The sequence below is a fragment of the Chloroflexota bacterium genome (genome assembly GCA_016219275.1).
GTDB lineage: Bacteria > Chloroflexota > Anaerolineae > UBA4142 > UBA4142 > JACRBM01.
This window is the reverse complement of the sequence record JACRBM010000013.1, coordinates 16,064-31,836: the sequence shown is the minus strand read 5'-3', so window position 1 is coordinate 31,836 and position 15,773 is coordinate 16,064. Positions and strand designations below refer to the sequence as shown.

Below are 15,773 nucleotides of genomic sequence, written 5' to 3'. Positions count from 1 at the left end.
AGTGACCGCGCAGGGGGAAGCGAACCACGAGGTTCAAGCCGTACACATTTTCAACCGGCATTTCCAACCCGCGCCCAGGACTGGCGCAAATTCAACTCACAAGGAAGGTACCTATTCAAAATGGAACAATCAACAACTGAATACAGCGAAAAGGAGCCACCCGGTAAGCCCCCAAGTAGTGTGCTCTCACCGCTGGCATTATTCGAACTAGCCGAACCTTCAGCGGTCGAGAGCATTCGTGCCCGCAGTCCTCTGTGGGCAAATGTCACGGCAGAACAGTGGAACGACTGGCGTTGGCAAATGCAAAATCGCATCACCACGCTAGAGCAACTCCAGCAACTCGTCCGCCTTACGCCCGATGAAGAGCAGGCGGTGCGGCTCAAGCCCGAGTTGCGGGTGGCAATCACGCCGCATTTCGCGGCGTTGATGGATCCGCGCGATCCCATGTGTCCGATTCGTCGCCAAGTCATCCCGACGATGGCGGAATTTGCGCTCGATGATCCCGATCTCGAGGACCCGCTTGGCGAAGACGCGCACATGCCCGTGCCCGGTCTCGTGCATCGCTATCCCGATCGCGTCTTGGTTGAAATTACCGATCAATGCGTTGCGTATTGTCGCCATTGCACGCGCCGCCGTATGGTCGGCACCGGCGTGATGCCCGCGCACAAGACGCGCATCGAAGCGATTGCGCAGTATTTCGAAGCGCACCCCGAAGTGCGCGATGTCCTCATCTCCGGCGGAGACGGCTTGTTCCTCTCCGACGATTTGTTGGACTATACCCTGGGTCGCTTTCGCGCGGTCAAGTCAGTTGAGATTCTGCGAATCGGGACGCGCGTGCCGATTTTCTTGCCGCAACGCGTCACCGACAAGATGGTGGCAACTCTGCGTCGGTATCATCCCTTGTGGATGAACATTCACATCAACCATCCGAAAGAGTTGACGCCCGACGTGTGCGAAGCGGTAGGCAAACTGGCGGATGCCGGCATTCCGCTCGGCGCGCAAACCGTGTTGATGGCAGGGATCAACGATTGCGCCAGCACGATGAAGGCGTTGGTGCAAGACTTGGTCAAGAATCGTATTCGCCCGTACTACCTGTATCAATGCGACCTGTCGCAGGGTATCGGACATTTTCGCACACCGGTCAGTGTGGGACTTGGGATCATCGAAGCGTTGCGGGGACATACGACCGGGTTTGCCATTCCAACGTTCTGCGTGGATGCGCCGGGCGGCGGCGGCAAAGTTCCGATCATGCCTAACTACTTGATCTCGCAGAGTGATCGCAAAATCATCGTCCGCAACTTTGAAGGCGTGATCGCGACGTACAGCGAACCCGATCGTTACGAACATCACTCGGCGGACAATTGTGAGTACTGCCGTCGCGCCGCGCCGAAGGAAGGCGTGGCGAAATTGCTCGCCGGCGACGCGGTGGTGTTGGAACCGGACGGCTTGCGGCGTAAACAGCGCCGCGTCAAGAAAATGGACACGGAGAAAAAGGTTCGTCGTAAGACCACGATCCCACTGCCGGTTAAATCGGTTCAGCCCGTCAGCGAGTTGCTTCCGCTGATGGCGCTCGAAGCGACCATGCCGCGCAAACCGCGGGCGAATGGCAACGGGAACAGCAACGGTAAGGCAAGGTAGAAATTAGAAATTGGAGGTTGGAGGTTGGAAGTTGGAGATTGAAACTAGGGATCAAAACCTCCAATATCGAATGTCCAACATCTAACATCCAACATCTAACGTCCAACATCCAACTTCCAGTTTTCATCACAGAGACCCATGAAGAAACTAACCGTTGCTTTGCTGTACAATCTCAAACAAAACGCGCCGCACGTCGAGTCGAACGATGAACCCTGGGACAAGTGGAACGAACTCGATAGCGAGCGCACCGTTGCCGGCATCGAGCGCGCGTTGCGCGCGGGTGGGCATGAGGTCATTCCGATGGAGGGCGATGTCACGTTGCCGCAGAAACTCGAGCGACGCAACGTGGACATCGCCTTCAATACGTGTGAGGGATTTTTCGGCGGCTCGCGCGAAGCCCAGGTACCGGCGTTGCTCGACGCGATGCGGATGCCGTACACCGGCTCTGGCGTGATGACGCTGGCGCTTGCGCTCGACAAGCCGATGACCAAACGCATCCTCGCGTATCATGGCTTGCCGACGCCGGCGTTTCAAACATTCGTCACCGGCGACGAGCCGCTGGACAAGCGGCTCACGTTTCCCTTGTTCGTGAAACCCAGCCGCGAAGGGTCGGGCATCGGCGTGCGCGCGCAATCGGTCGTGCGTAACGCGCGCGAACTGCGCGAGCAAATCCGGTACGTCATCACCGCGTACGCGCAACCGGCGCTCGTCGAAGAATTCATCGAAGGACGCGAGTTTACGTTGGGCATGCTCGGTAATTTCGCGTGTGACGAGTTGACGCCGCGCAAAGGCAAGTGGACATCGAACACCTTGCGCGTCTTTCCACCGCTCGAAGTGGACTTGTCGCCGTGTCCGCCGGAGGAAGCCGGGTTGTACACGTCGGTCATCAAAGGCAAGTTGTACGAGGTGCCGACGTACCTGTGCCCCGCGCCCATTTCGAAAACGATGCGCGCCAAGATGCAAAATCTCGCGATGGGCGCGTTCGCCGCGCTCGAATGTTTTGACTTTGCGCGCGTGGATTTTCGGATTCATCGCGCAACGAACGTTCCGTACATCCTCGAAATCAATCCGCTCGCCGGTTTGCAGGAGGGGATCAGCGATATCGTCATGCAAGCCGAAGCCGACGGCGTGAGTTATATCGCGCTCATCAACGGCATCCTCGAAGCGGCGGCGCAGCGCTACGGATTGAGCTAACGTGTAACCGGCTGTGGAGCGGAGCCATTGTCGCGCGGTCGTTTTCGCGCGACCTTGCTCCGCTCGTTTTCTAGTTGGCGGTAGGACGAATTCTGGATTTGTCTTGCGCCCGAGCGAAGTGTTTGTGGATATTGATGCCGTGCGAAAACAATTGGAAGAAGAACGCACCCAATTATTGGCGCGTCCGATTCCAGCGCCCGAGCCAGGCAAAGGTGACGAAGCCGATATGGCGGCGATGACACAAGCCAAAGTGCAATCGTTGTGGCTCAAGAACGATCAAAAGCAACGCCTCGCGCAAATTGATGTGGCGCTCGCGCGTCTCGCGGCGGGCAAGTACGGCGTTTGCGATTCGTGCGGCAATCCCATCGCGCCGGAACGACTTGAGGCGATGCCCCATGCGACGCTGTGCGTACTGTGCCAAGCCAAGTCGGAGAAAAAGCGGAAATAGTTCGGAGTTGCTTCGTTGGCTGCGTTCGTCATCTTTGTTCGAACTTATGGGCTTTGGATTTTTCTGTTGTGCCTGATCGGCGTCATCGTCGGCGTCAAGTTGTTGGTGGACGCGCGGCGCTTGTCCCGCACGACGTTGTTTTCGTTGGAGCAAGAGCGCGCGGGCGATCAAACGGTGCGCGCCTTGTTGATGATCGCGGCGGCGGTCGTCATCTTGACCTTGACCGCGCTCGTCGGTATGCTTGCCGCACCGACTCCGGAATCGCCGATCGCGCGCGCACCAACCGCGACGCTCGCGCCGTTGTTTTTTCCGTCGAGTACGCCGTCGCCCATTCCTACGGCAACTTTCTTCTTCACGCCGAAACCCAGCGATCCGCCGCCGTTCGCCGGCACGCCGGTGAGCGCGACCGCGACGCGTACGACCACGCGCCCAATCATCGTGCCGACTCCCGCGCCAACGGTGACGCCGACGCCGCTCATGCCCGCGCCGACAATCACTGCCCCGCCCAACGGCAACGTGTACAGCGGCGAAGGGCAAGCCAACGCGGCGATTACGTTTCGTTGGAATTGCGAACTGTGCAAGCTGGGTCCGAATGATTGGTACGTCGTCGTCATTTCGTTTGTGGACAAAACTGGGATGTCGCAAACGTATGCCGGAAAAACGCGCGACAATTTCCTACCGTTGAAGCGCGTGTATGATGGCGGTGGATTTGAGCTTTATCATAAAGCCAAAGAAGATACCTTTCAATGGTTTGTCCAGGTCAAGCGCGAACCGGGCGATCTCGCACTATCGCCGCCCAGCGCGACCTGGAAATTCGTATGGCATTAGGTTCCCACTATGTCTGAACGAATTCTGGTCATCGAAGACGAACAAAAAATCGGCGACTTGCTTCGCCGCGGTTTGACGTACGAAGGATTTCGCGTCGAGGTGTGCGCCGACGGCGAAGCCGGTCTCAAAGCCGCGCGCGACAATCCGCCTGATCTCGTCGTGCTCGATTGGATGTTGCCAGGGCTGGACGGCTTGGAGGTGTGCCGGCGTTTGCGCGCCGGTGGCGCGGTGCCGATCTTGATGCTTACCGCCAAGGACTCAGTCGCGGATCGCGTGAAAGGGTTGAGCACCGGCGCGGACGATTATCTGGTCAAGCCGTTCGCGTTCGAAGAATTGCTCGCGCGCGTGCGCGCGTTGCTTCGCCGCGTGCGCGCGACGGACGAAACAGTTTTGCATTTCGCCGATCTCACGCTCAACGTCAGCACGCGTGAAGTGACGCGCAGCTCGCGCAAGGTGGACTTGACGACGAAAGAGTTCGACCTGTTGCACTTTTTCATGCGGCATCCGCGCCAGGTCATCACGCGCGAAATCATCTACGACCGCGTGTGGGGGTACGATTTCGGCGGCGAGTCGAACATTCTCGAAGTGTACATTCGTTACCTAAGAACAAAACTCGAAGCCGGCAACGAGCCGCGTCTGTTGCAAACCGTGCGCGGCGTCGGCTACGCGATGCGCGAGGAATAACCACTAGCGCGATTTCCATTTTGGTTTACGGTGTGCGTTCCGCGCTAGACCTGTCAGGTCTGCTATACGCGCATGAGGAATCTGCGCTAATGTGGAGGCGGGTAGTCTGCCCACCCGCGCGGACGCGCCGCCGAAGGGCACCACAGTCCGAATCATCATCGAGCGAGTTGTCACCATGACCCTGGTCTTTGCCCTCATCAATTCTGCCGTGATCGTGTCCGTCTTGCTCGCCGTGTTTGGATGGTCGCGGCGTCCCGCGCTCGGCGCGGGGACGTTCGCGTTGTTGATGCTTGCCACCGCGCAGTGGTCGCTGGGGGTCAGTCTCGGCTTGGCGAGTCCGGACTTGGCAACCAAGATGCTGTGGGCAAAATTTGTGTTCATCGGCATCGCGGCAGTTCCGCTCTTGTGGTTGATTCTCAGCGCCGAGTACACCGGGCAGGCGCGTTGGCTCACGCGTCGCGTGATCGTGCTCTTGGGATTAGAGCCGCTCGTCACGGTCGCACTCGCGTGGACGAACGAAGCGCATGGTTTGATTTACACGAGCACGCGTTTAGTGATGGTCAACGATCAACCGATGGTCGAAGCCACGTTCGGCGTATGGGCGTGGGTGCATACGCTTTATTCGTACGCGCTGGTCTTGGCGGGAACGCTCCTGCTTATCTGGGCGATCATTCGCCTGCCGCCCTTTTTTCAATCGCAAGCGTGGACGGTGCTCGTCGCCGCGTTCGTGCCGTGGATCAGCAACATCATTTCGGTTTTTCGACTCAGCCCGTTTCCGTTGTTGGACTTGACGCCCATCGCGTTCGGCGTCAGCGGCGTCGCGTTTGGTTGGGCGTTCTTTCGATTGCGCCTGCTCGAAATTGTCCCGGTCGCGCGCGATCTCGCGATCGAAAATATGAGCGATGGGTTGATCGTCGTAGACGCGCACGCGCGCATCGTGGATATCAACCCCGCCGTGCAAGACATCCTGGGTCTATCGCCGCGGCAAATCGTCGGGCATTTGGCGGAGCGCGTGTTGCCGACCTGGGGCGGCTTGATCGACGCGACGCGTCGCCCCGGTTCGTTCTCGACTGAAATTGTGATCGCCGCTGGCGAACAAGCGCGCGCGTACGATATGCGGATTACGCCCTTGTTCGATCATCAACGCCGCCTCAATGGTCACGTCGCGATTCTGCGTAACATCACCGATTACAAAACGGTCAAACAAGAATTGGAGCACGCCAAAGAGCAAGCCGAAGCCGCCGGTCGCGCCAAGAGCGCGTTTCTCGCCACGGCGGGCTATGAACTTCGGACCCCGCTCGCGATGATTACCGGGTATAGTCGGACCTTGCTGAATGAAGCGCGCGCGCGCGATCTGACGAGTTTCGTCGGCTATCTCGACAAAATCAACTCGGCGAGCCGGCAACTGCTGTTGCTCGTCAACAATCTGCTCGAATTGACCAAAATCGAAATGGGCGCGATGCCGCTGACACCCAGGATTTTCGACCTGGCGAGTCTGGTGCGCGAAGTGGTCGCGACGAGTCAGCCGTTGGCGGAGGAGAAAGGCAACACGCTCGAACTACGCACCGACGGCGTGATGGGCATGAATTCCGACAGGGACAAGATTCAGCAGGTCTTGTTCACGCTCGTGGAAAACGCGTGCAAGTTTACGCGCCATGGTAGTATCTGCGTTCAACTGTCACACGAAGCCATGAACGATATGGAGTGGGTGACGATTTGTGTGAGCGACACCGGGGTCGGCATCGCGCCCGCACATCTGCGCCAATTGTTCGAGCCATTCGCGCAAGCGGATACAACGGCGGCGCGCGAACCGGGCACGACCGGTTTGAGTCTCGCGTTGAGCCAACGTTATTGCGCGATGATGGGCGGCGCGTTAGAGGTCGCGAGCGAGTTAGGGCACGGGTCGGTCTTTACGGTGCGCTTGCCTTTGCGCGTCGAGCCGCCGGCGAAATCCGCGAACGCGCGCCGCGTGTGGTTATCTGATTGAGCATGTCTATTCGATTGCGTTTGACGCTTTGGTACGTCCTCGTGCTTGCCGTGATCCTCGTGGCGTTTAGCGGCGCGCTGTACGCGATCCTTTCCTTCAGTTTGCTCGGCGAAGTAGACCGCACGCTCGAACGGCGCGCCGGCGAAGTGCAAACCGCGGCGGACGCGGCGTTGCAAGTGCAAAGCGATTTGCGTTTGTTGCGCACGCGTTTTGTGTTGCCCGGCGCGGATGTGTTCGCGACGCCCGGCGTATTCGTCCAAGTCGTCTCCTTTGACGGCACCGTGGTGAGTCGGTCGGAAAACCTGGGTGACAAGGTGATCCAGGTTTCGCAAGCGGTGTTGGATCGCGTCAAGGAAGGCGAGTCGGTCTACGTGCAGTTGACGAGCGGCGGCGCGCTCTTGCGCGTGTACGTGCGCCCGTTGACCGTCCGCAGTCAGAATATTGGCGCGATCGAGGTCGCGCAATCGTTGCAAGATACATACGCGACGCTGCGCCGGCTCGCCGTGGTAATTGTCGCTGGGATCGGCGGGGCGTTGCTCCTCGCGTTTGTCATCGGCGCATTGCTGGCGTACAGCGCGCTCGCGCCGATTGATCGCATGACCCAAGCCGCGCGCGATATTGCGCGCAAGGGCGACCTGACCCAGCGCATCGAACACAAGGCGACCGGCGACGAGCTGGGTCGTCTCGCCGCGACGTTCAACGAGATGCTCACGCGCATCGAAGAATTGTTTCGTGTGCAACAACGTTTCGTCGCGGATGTGTCGCACGAATTGCGTTCGCCGCTGACTGCGATTCGCGGCAACCTCGATTTGCTCAAGCGCGGCGCGATGGAAGATCCGGACGAACGCCAGACCGCGCTCGACGCGATGGAGTCCGAATCGGCGCGGATGCAACGGTTGGTGCAGGATTTGCTTTTGCTCGCGCAAGCGGATGCGGGTGTCAAGGTTCGCAAGGATGTCGTCGAACTCGATACACTCTTGCTCGACGTGTACGGTCAGGCGCGATTGACGCAATCGGGCGTCAAGGTCTCGCTCGGCAATGAAGACCAGGCGCAGGTACTGGGCGATGCAGACCGGCTCAAGCAGTTGTTGCTCAACTTGGTGGATAACGCGATCAAGTACACGCCGAGCGGGGGCGAAGTGAAATTGTCGCTCGAACGCGATTCAGACTGGGTGCGCGTCGCGATTGCGGATACCGGCGTGGGCATTCCCGCGCAAGACGTGTCGCGCATCTTTGATCGGTTCTATCGCGTGGACAAGGCGCGCTCGCGCGATCCTTCGGCGCGCTCAGGCGGCGGCACCGGCCTAGGTCTCGCGATTTGCAAGTGGATCGCGGAAGTACACGGCGGGCGCATCGAGGTGCAGAGCGAAGTTGGCAAGGGGAGTACGTTTACGGTGTGGTTGCCGGTTGCCAGTCGCTAGTGGACAGTCGTCAAGTGCAAAAAACCAGGTTTCTCCACGGAGGGGAACCTGGATTTTTGTTCCGTCGTGGATCAATCCATCTCCGGCAATGGTTTGCGCGGCTCTTGGCTTTCCCAGGTTAGTTTCACGATGAAACTCGCTTCAGTGCTGGCTTGCGCAACCAGCGCGTTCGCCTCGGCGGTGAGGACCAATCCGAAATCCACTTGTACTCTGGAGGGGCGCTCGGACAATTTGATTTCGCCGATGGTCGCGTTGATGCGCCGCGCCATCGCGTAGATCGTGTTCATCGCGTTGTTCAGTGCCTTTTCGGATTTCTCGACGAGGTCGCCGGGAGAACTGGGTGCCGCCGTTCGCACTACGCCCGGCGCGGGCTTGAACTCGATCAGAATCGGGGTGTTCTCGTCAATCTTAAAGGTAGACATCGCTGACTCCTTGGTTGATCGAAATAGTCGAAGCAAAGTTAGAGAGGACAGCTGGATTATACTCGGTGCGCGGCTTTCTGTCACGTCCAATAAAAAATGCGACGCTGGGGGGCGTCGCATCGTTCGATTTAGAATTTGATTTCTACGGCGTCGCGTGGACACGCGGATTCGCACGCGAAACATTTTGTGCACGTGGACAGGTTGCTGGTTTGGCTGAGGTTCATCCCCTCTGGACATTTTTTCATACACGCCAAACAGGGACGACATTTTTCCGGATTGGCTTTGGCTTTGATAAACGGATTCAACGCGCTGATGCGACTGTACATCGCACCGACCGGACACAAATCGCGACACCACGCGCGCCCGCTCAACCACTCGACGCTGACCAACGCGCTGAGCCATCCGAAGGCAGGCAACAGACTTTCGCCTGTGCTGACTGCGAGCGCACCGCGACAAATCGAGCCGACCGGACAGATGATACAAAAAAGCGGGTTGTGAAATACGTACGATAAACCGATCACGCTTGCGATGATGCCGCCCTGAATCCATTCACGCGCCGCCCAAGGTTGTTGCGCGGTGCGCGGTCCGTGATTGAAAAGCCAGCGTCCCGGACAAAACCACCCACAAAACACGCGACCAAAGATCATCGTCAAAATGACTGTGGCAAGTCCGGCGATTGCCAGGGTTGGAACGATAGTCTGGGTTGCCGCGATGATTTGTGCCACGCCAAGTGGACAAGCAATGCGAAGCGGTCCCCAACCAAAAACCGAAAATGTACCCAAGCCCAGGTTCCAATGCGCGCTGAACGCGATGACGGCTAGCGCCAAGATCGTCATTCCCGCGCGCCAATAACTCCAACGCGTTCGCGCCTCTGTTTTTTGAGCAGGCACGGAGCGTACAAGTTCGGCAGGCGCGAGATCAACCGGCGATGAGTGTAATTGCTTTTCCAAATTCCTTGCCCCTGCCTTCACGATTCGATTGCGGACACGCGGTCACGCATGCGCCGCAGCCATTGCAACGCGCCGCATCCACTGACGGACGTTTTTGCGAATCCAATTTGATCGCTTGCTGCAATCCAACACACTTGTCGTAACATTGATGGCACTCGGATAGAGTCCAGGGTAGACAGCGATTCCGATCAATGACGGCAGTTCCTAGTTTGCTCGTATGCGGGTCCACCGGATGCAACGCGCCGGTCGGACACGCGACGCCACAGTCCATACAGAAAACGCACCAACCGGTTATGCCATCAATATACGGTAGCCGTTCGCTGTTTTGGCGAATGGATTGATGCGGACACGCGGAAACACATTTGCCGCACCGCACACATGCCGCGCGAAAAAGTTCGTAGGGCGCGAGTGCGCCGGGTGGTCGGACATCGGCGGACGCGGTTTGGGTGTTCAGGATAAAACCTGAAATACTCAACGCGGTTGCGCCGCCGACGAGCGTGAGAAATTCACGCCGGGTAAATCCGTTAGAGTTCATTCAACGACTGGACCTTTACAAAATAAAAGAGATGCGGGCGGAATTGCCCGCACCTTGTTCTGTGCGAATTATACGCGGCAACCAATTATGTGTCACCACTCTACCGGGTGATTTTCGCAGTGAATTATTCACTTGTTGATGAGTTTGATCTCAACCGCATCGCGCGGGCACACGCCTTGGCACGCGAAACATTTTGTGCAGGTGGACATCTCGGTTGCTTGACTGAGGTTGACGCTCTCCGGGCATTTCTTCATACACGCCAAGCACGGACGACATTTCTCCGAATCCGCTTTTACTTTGACGAACGGATTCAGCGCGCTGATGCGACTGAGTGTCGCGCCGACCGGGCACAGGTCGCGACACCACGAACGTCCGCTGAACCACTCGACGCTGAGTAGCGCGCTGAGCCAACCCAGCGCGGGCAAGATACTGCCACCTCCACCGAGCGCCACCGCGCCGCGACAAATCGAACCGACCGGGCAGATGATGCAAAAAACCGGGTTGTGAAATACCCATGCCAAACCGACCACGCCGGTGATGACGCCGCTCTGCACCCACGCGCGATGTTTCCAACCTTGTTTCGCCATGCGCGGCGAGTGATTGAACAGCCACCGTCCCGGACACAGCCAACCGCAAAACGCGCGCCCGAACAAAATCGTCAGCAAGACACCGGCAAGTCCGGCGAGTGCGAGCGCGGGGATGAACGATTGCGTCGCCGCCATTATTTGCGCGACGCCGAGCGGACACGCAATCGTGACTGGACCCAGACTGAATGACGAGAACGTGCCAATGTTAACATTCGTCGCCGCGCCGAGCGCGATGAGTACGATCGCGCTGACGGTTGTGACAAATCGAAATCTCGACCAGGTATCATGTTGCGCGCGTTTTTTGATTGCTGGACGCGCGATGGCTTGAATCGGTTGCTCAAGTTCGGGGATCATTCGGATTCACTTTCAAGGCGACGGCGCGTCCCGCCCGGATGTTTCCGCCTGAGCGGTCGGGCTGGGGACAAACGTTGACGCACGCGCCGCATCCATTGCAACGCGACTCGTCAACGTACGTGCGTAAATCTTGGTCTATCGTAATCGCTTGCTTGAGGTTCGTACATTTTTCGTAGCAGAGGCGACATCCAGCCGTCAGCCACGCGATACACCGGTTGCGGTCTATCTCTGCCACACCCAGTTTGATCTGTTGCGGATCGGCGGGTAATAACGCGCCGGTCGGGCACGCCTCGACGCAATCCATACACAAATCGCACCAACCGGATAATCCATCAATGTACGGCAGTCCATCCGCGCTTTGCCGAATCGCGTCGTGCGGACACACGGCGGCGCATTTGCCGCAGCGATTACACGCGGCTTGAAAGCGCGCGGCGGGTAGGAGTGCGCCGGGAAGCAACACGCGCGGAAAGGTCGGTTGCGGAACCAGGACGAACGCGGAAAAGCCGAATGCGGCAACGCCGCCGGCTAATTTGAGAAAATCGCGCCGCGACATTTTGAGCGGCTGATTATGATTTGACAACACAATCTCCAGTGAGAGGGGCGTGTAGGGGCGAAGCATTCGCCATACGGTGATTCATCAATCAGGCGCATCGCATTCGATGGACGATTATCCAAGCATCAACATTCTGCGAATGCTTCGCCCCTACGTGCACGCGCGACAATTTCAATTGCCTCATTTCGATTGGCAACCGCGGCATTGCGATGCGGTACAAGTACTGCACGGACTCGCGCCAATCGTTCGGATTGCCCCATCCGATCCGCGACTGAGCGTCGTTACCACCGAGAAAACGCGATGCGCCGCGTCGCTCTGACACGCCGGACAGCGAACGCCGGTCGCGGCGGCATTCCAATCACGCCGCACCTGAAACGGCGATTTGCATTTATCACATTGATATTCGTACGTCGCGAGCATTAGTCCTCCACATACTCGATCCATCCTGCGAAGGTTGCAAAATTCGATTCACGCGGGTTGGCGCCTTCAAACTTTCGCAAGGCAAAGTCAATCCTCCACGATGATCTGCCCGCGCACCCGCGAGTGCATCGGACTGCACACAATCGTGCAGACATAGTTGAAGGTGCCCGATTCCGTCGGCGTGAATACAATCGTCGTCCATTTGCCGGCGTGAATCTCTCCCGCGTTGACGTTGAAATCGCTGATGATAAACCCGTGCGTCACATCCTCGCTTGTCAATTTGATGCACGCCGGTTCCCCTTTTTTCACGCGGATGGGGCTGGGATAGGGATTCCCGTTCTCGTACGTTCGCATGTTGATCGTTTGGCATTCCGCCGTGTTGGCGCGATATGCCTGATACGCAAAGACGCCGGCGGGAGTTCCAAGAAGAACGAGCCAGATTAAGACCGCGCCAATGAGTTCTGCTTTTTTCATGAGGATTCTCCTGCTGGGACGACCTGGGTTTAATAATGCCGTCCGGAATTCCGCGCATCACCGCGAAACTTGGACCACGATGATGCTGCCAAGCCCGTACTCGTTGTCTTGAGCGCGTACAGTTTTCCATCATCCGCGCCAACGTACAACGTGCCGTCGGCGGCAAGTGTGGGTGAAGAAAAAATGTAACGCTCCGCTTCGTACTTCCAAACCATCTGACCTTTCGGATTCACCGCGTACAACGCGCGCGTGTACGCGCCGAAATAAATCGTGCCATCCGCCCCGACCGCGGGCGACGAGATAATCCATTCGCGGAAATTTGTTTTCCACTGCAGAGTCCCATCAGGGTTGAGCGCGTACAGATGCCCATCGAGCGAACCGACGTAGACCGTGCCGTCCGCGCCGAGCGCGGGTGACGCGTACACCTTGTCGTCGGTTTCGTAACGCCAACGCGTTTGCCCGTTCGGGTTGATCGCGTACACCCCGCGATCACTCGACCCGATGTACATCACTCCATCCGCTCCAATCGCGGGCGACGAGTAAATCGGTCCGCGCGTTTCCAATTTCCATTTCACGCTGCCATCTGGATTGAGCGCATAGACCCAGTTATCGCCGGAGCCAAAATAAATCGTGCCATCTTTGCCGATGGACGGACATCCGACGACGAGATCGCCGGTCTTGAATGTCCACTTGATCTTGCCGTCCGGTGTAATCGCGTAGAGTTGCTTGTCGTCGTCACCGATGTAGATCGTGCCATCCGCGCCGAGCGCGGGCGAGGATTCGATTTGTCGTTCCAAGCGCACGCGCCACTTGAGTTGACCGTCGCCGGTCATCGCGTAAAGATAATCGTCGTAAGATGAAAAGTAAACCGTGCCGTCCTCGCCGATTGCCGGCGAACCATGAACCCATGCGCCCGTCGCGAATTTCCATTTGAGTGTGCCGTTCGGATTTAGCGCGTAAAAGAAATTATCGTGCGAGCCAAAGTAAATCGCGCCGTTTGCGCCAATCGCAGGACTGGCGGCAATATCGCGTCCGGTTTTGAACGTCCACAACACCGGTCCCTGGGACGCGCAACCCGCGCTGAACCAGGCGAGCGAACCAAGCGTGATGAGAATTAGTAACCGCTCTACCCTGTCTGTCATTGCGAGGGCGGTTTTCCCTGGCACCGCCCGCCAGGGCAGGTGTGCCTGAAGCAATCCCCAACCCCACCCTAGCCCTCCCCTTAGCAAGGGGAGGGTTGGGAGAGGTAGATTGCTTCGTCGCTTCGTTCCTCGCAATGACATCAGAACAGCTGCGAGAATTGAACGACACATTATTGAGACGCCTCGATGAGTTTACCGCGTTCCATGCGGACAGTCCGATTACCGTACGCGCTCAACTCTGGGTTGTGCGTGACGAGAATGATCGTCATCCCTTGTTGGTTGAAGGCGCGCAACATCTCAAGAATTTCCTTTTCCGTATCCGTATCCAAATCGCCGGTCGGTTCATCGGCGAGCAAGACCGCCGGCTGATTGATCAACGCGCGCGCAATCGCGACGCGCCGCTGTTGCCCGCCGGATAATTGCGCCGCATAGTGATGCGCGCGATCCTCCAACCCGACGAGGCGCAATAGTTCTGGAACGCGTTGAGGTTTACCGGTTCCATTCGCAAATAAAAGTGGAACGCTGATATTTTCTTGCGCGGTCAATGTGGGCAACATACTGGCGAATTGGAAAACGAATCCCATCTTGCGCGCGCGGAATGCGGACAAGGCAACATCGTCGAGCGTTCCCAGGTTTGTGCCGTTGAACATGATCGTGCCCTGGGTCGGCAACGTCAGTCCGCCGATGACACTGAGCAGAGTTGTTTTGCCAACGCCTGAGCGTCCCGTAATGACGAGAAAATCGCCGGACTGGATTTCCAAATTCACGTTGTCGAGCGCGGTGACGATGACGCCACCTTGCCGGTAACGTTTGCTGACGGAATGTAGACTGATTTGCGATTGTGAAATCACGTTGTTCACTTAACTGCCCTGGCGAACTGCTTCATACGGCTCCAAGCGACTGATGCGAAACGCCGGCTGGAACGACGCGATTGCGCCCGACACGATGGCTAACCCCAGCAATCCGCTAATCAACATCGTTGCATCGAACCAGGAAGGAAGCAAAAATGGAATATGCAAACGCTGTTCGAGCAATCCTTGATAACTTAACAAGAGCGCGCCGCTCACACACAATCCGATGACTCCGCCGAGTCCGGTCAGTAGCATCGCTTCGCCGATGATGAGGCGAAGCACGAAGCGCTTGTGCGCGCCCATCGCGCGCAAGAGACCCAGTTCGCGTTGGCGTTCGTTGACGCTAAGAGTGAAAATCAACGCGATGACGATGAGCGCCATGATCCACAAACTGGCGGTGACGACGAAGATGATTTGGAGTAAACCGGAAAATTGTTGATTGACGGCGAAGGTCATTCGCGATGTGGTGATCGCTTGGACATCTGGAATTTTACTTTCGATCAGTTCGGCGACGTTGTTCTGATCCGTTCCCGGCTCCACGCGCACCAAGACAGTCGAGATTTGATTCGGCGCGATGGTTAATGCTTGCTCGGCGCGTTCGGGTGACGCCGCGATCATCTCGCGCAAGCCGTCGAGCGGAACGAAAACAGTGCGATCCAAGCCCATCCCGGTTGCTTCCAACACGGCGACGATTTTGAAAGCAGAGCCGTAAAAGAGCGCGGTCTCACCGGGAAACAACAGGATGCGGTCGCCCACGAGAATTTCGTCGGAACGCAGAGTGTGTCCTTCGAGATGCGACGTGAGCCACGGATAGATCGTAAAATCAGTGCGCGGGTCGAAACTGACGAGAAAAAATTCGCCGACGCAACAACTCGCGTTCGTCAACGTCTTGACGAAAACCTGGGACGAGACGCGTTCCACGCCTGGCAGTTTGGCAACCTGGTCTTGTACGCTTTGGTTCATGTAAAACGTCGTGGGTTGCCCAACGACGAACGCTTCTTGCGCGGAGACGTGTTGCCCGCGCGGCACGACGATCAGATCAGCGCCCAGGCGCGCCAAGCCAACTTGCAAACTGTTCTGCACGCCGCGCATCGTCAGCGTGATCGCAAAGAGCGTGCCAATCGCGATGGCGACCGACAAAACAATGGCGGCGGTGCGATACGGTCGGCGTTTGATATTTTGGATGACGAGATACGGGAGACTCAATCGTTTCATTTGTTCACGGACTTGATGTTATTGGAGGAGCGCAGCGACGAAGCAATCACCCCTCCCTACCCTCCCCTTG

The 15,773-nt window shown here is 57.8% G+C and carries 17 protein-coding genes; 7 read left to right on the top strand and 10 right to left on the bottom strand.

Annotation, left to right across the window (positions count from 1 at the left end; all coding sequences use genetic code 11):
• The first annotated feature begins 120 nt into the window (after positions 1–120).
• The 7 genes from ablA to HY868_01695 all read left to right on the top strand — a co-directional run bounded on the left by ablA (position 121) and on the right by HY868_01695 (position 8,200).
• On the top strand, positions 121–1,638 hold the full coding sequence (gene ablA / locus HY868_01725) for a lysine 2,3-aminomutase (GenBank protein MBI5300827.1): 1,518 nt from the start codon (positions 121–123) through the stop codon (positions 1,636–1,638).
• Between the two features lie 138 nt (positions 1,639–1,776).
• A complete protein-coding gene (locus HY868_01720) occupies positions 1,777–2,832 on the top strand; it encodes an ATP-grasp domain-containing protein (protein ID MBI5300826.1) in 1,056 nt (351 codons plus the stop codon).
• A 139-nt stretch (positions 2,833–2,971) separates the two neighbouring features.
• Positions 2,972–3,280, top strand: coding sequence for a TraR/DksA family transcriptional regulator (locus tag HY868_01715; protein ID MBI5300825.1), 309 nt, complete (start codon positions 2,972–2,974; stop codon positions 3,278–3,280).
• Between the two features lie 15 nt (positions 3,281–3,295).
• On the top strand, positions 3,296–4,108 hold the full coding sequence (locus tag HY868_01710; GenBank protein ID MBI5300824.1) for a hypothetical protein: 813 nt from the start codon (positions 3,296–3,298) through the stop codon (positions 4,106–4,108).
• Positions 4,109–4,117: 9 nt separating this feature from the next.
• Positions 4,118–4,792 carry a response regulator transcription factor gene (locus tag HY868_01705; protein ID MBI5300823.1) on the top strand — a complete coding sequence of 225 codons (675 nt, stop codon included), beginning with the start codon at positions 4,118–4,120 and terminating at the stop codon, positions 4,790–4,792.
• A 91-nt stretch (positions 4,793–4,883) separates the two neighbouring features.
• Positions 4,884–6,779: a PAS domain-containing protein gene (locus HY868_01700; protein MBI5300822.1), complete on the top strand. Its 1,896-nt coding sequence runs from the start codon at positions 4,884–4,886 to the stop codon at positions 6,777–6,779.
• Between the two features lie 2 nt (positions 6,780–6,781).
• On the top strand, positions 6,782–8,200 hold the full coding sequence (locus tag HY868_01695) for a HAMP domain-containing protein (GenBank protein ID MBI5300821.1): 1,419 nt from the start codon (positions 6,782–6,784) through the stop codon (positions 8,198–8,200).
• Positions 8,201–8,271: 71 nt separating this feature from the next.
• On the opposite strand, the gene HY868_01690 is transcribed toward HY868_01695, so the two are convergent.
• From HY868_01690 to HY868_01645, 10 genes are all read right to left on the bottom strand, one after another.
• Positions 8,272–8,622, bottom strand: a complete 351-nt coding sequence (locus tag HY868_01690) for a hypothetical protein (GenBank protein MBI5300820.1) — start codon at positions 8,620–8,622, stop codon at positions 8,272–8,274.
• Positions 8,623–8,750: 128 nt separating this feature from the next.
• On the bottom strand, positions 8,751–9,458 hold the full coding sequence (locus tag HY868_01685) for a 4Fe-4S binding protein (GenBank protein ID MBI5300819.1): 708 nt from the start codon (positions 9,456–9,458) through the stop codon (positions 8,751–8,753).
• Positions 9,459–9,540: 82 nt separating this feature from the next.
• Positions 9,541–10,107, bottom strand: coding sequence for a 4Fe-4S dicluster domain-containing protein (locus HY868_01680; protein MBI5300818.1), 567 nt, complete (start codon positions 10,105–10,107; stop codon positions 9,541–9,543).
• Positions 10,108–10,235: 128 nt separating this feature from the next.
• Entirely contained in the window at positions 10,236–11,048 is an 813-nt protein-coding gene (locus HY868_01675) for a 4Fe-4S binding protein (GenBank protein ID MBI5300817.1), read from the bottom strand.
• Positions 11,032–11,628 (bottom strand): 4Fe-4S dicluster domain-containing protein, encoded by a 597-nt coding sequence (locus HY868_01670; GenBank protein ID MBI5300816.1) that lies wholly within the window; start codon positions 11,626–11,628, stop codon positions 11,032–11,034. Before HY868_01670 ends, HY868_01675 begins: the two co-directional genes overlap by 17 nt.
• Positions 11,629–11,781: 153 nt before the next feature.
• Positions 11,782–12,021 carry a zinc ribbon domain-containing protein gene (locus HY868_01665; protein ID MBI5300815.1) on the bottom strand — a complete coding sequence of 80 codons (240 nt, stop codon included), beginning with the start codon at positions 12,019–12,021 and terminating at the stop codon, positions 11,782–11,784.
• A gap of 87 nt (positions 12,022–12,108) precedes the next feature.
• Complete coding sequence (locus HY868_01660) at positions 12,109–12,495, bottom strand: cupredoxin domain-containing protein (GenBank protein MBI5300814.1); 387 nt, start codon at positions 12,493–12,495, stop codon at positions 12,109–12,111.
• 29 nt (positions 12,496–12,524) lie between these two features.
• Positions 12,525–13,637 (bottom strand): PQQ-like beta-propeller repeat protein, encoded by a 1,113-nt coding sequence (locus HY868_01655; protein MBI5300813.1) that lies wholly within the window; start codon positions 13,635–13,637, stop codon positions 12,525–12,527.
• Between the two features lie 170 nt (positions 13,638–13,807).
• Complete coding sequence (locus tag HY868_01650; protein ID MBI5300812.1) at positions 13,808–14,485, bottom strand: ABC transporter ATP-binding protein; 678 nt, start codon at positions 14,483–14,485, stop codon at positions 13,808–13,810.
• A 12-nt stretch (positions 14,486–14,497) separates the two neighbouring features.
• On the bottom strand, positions 14,498–15,703 hold the full coding sequence (locus tag HY868_01645; protein ID MBI5300811.1) for an ABC transporter permease: 1,206 nt from the start codon (positions 15,701–15,703) through the stop codon (positions 14,498–14,500).
• Positions 15,704–15,773 lie beyond the last annotated feature (70 nt).

What these genes read in the sequence shown, in the direction of transcription:
- HY868_01675 (MBI5300817.1), bottom strand. Translation starts at nt 11,048, where the DNA reads ATGATCCCCGAACTTGAGCAACCGATTCAAGCCATCGCGCGTCCAGCA.
- HY868_01655 (MBI5300813.1), bottom strand. Translation starts at nt 13,637, where the DNA reads ATGACAGACAGGGTAGAGCGGTTACTAATTCTCATCACGCTTGGTTCG.
- ablA (MBI5300827.1), top strand. Translation starts at nt 121, where the DNA reads ATGGAACAATCAACAACTGAATACAGCGAAAAGGAGCCACCCGGTAAG.
- HY868_01690 (MBI5300820.1), bottom strand. Translation starts at nt 8,622, where the DNA reads ATGTCTACCTTTAAGATTGACGAGAACACCCCGATTCTGATCGAGTTC.
- HY868_01660 (MBI5300814.1), bottom strand. Translation starts at nt 12,495, where the DNA reads ATGAAAAAAGCAGAACTCATTGGCGCGGTCTTAATCTGGCTCGTTCTT.
- HY868_01695 (MBI5300821.1), top strand. Translation starts at nt 6,782, where the DNA reads ATGTCTATTCGATTGCGTTTGACGCTTTGGTACGTCCTCGTGCTTGCC.
- HY868_01665 (MBI5300815.1), bottom strand. Translation starts at nt 12,021, where the DNA reads ATGCTCGCGACGTACGAATATCAATGTGATAAATGCAAATCGCCGTTT.
- HY868_01645 (MBI5300811.1), bottom strand. Translation starts at nt 15,703, where the DNA reads ATGAAACGATTGAGTCTCCCGTATCTCGTCATCCAAAATATCAAACGC.
- HY868_01680 (MBI5300818.1), bottom strand. Translation starts at nt 10,107, where the DNA reads ATGAACTCTAACGGATTTACCCGGCGTGAATTTCTCACGCTCGTCGGC.
- HY868_01685 (MBI5300819.1), bottom strand. Translation starts at nt 9,458, where the DNA reads ATGACGATCTTGGCGCTAGCCGTCATCGCGTTCAGCGCGCATTGGAAC.
- HY868_01720 (MBI5300826.1), top strand. Translation starts at nt 1,777, where the DNA reads ATGAAGAAACTAACCGTTGCTTTGCTGTACAATCTCAAACAAAACGCG.
- HY868_01705 (MBI5300823.1), top strand. Translation starts at nt 4,118, where the DNA reads ATGTCTGAACGAATTCTGGTCATCGAAGACGAACAAAAAATCGGCGAC.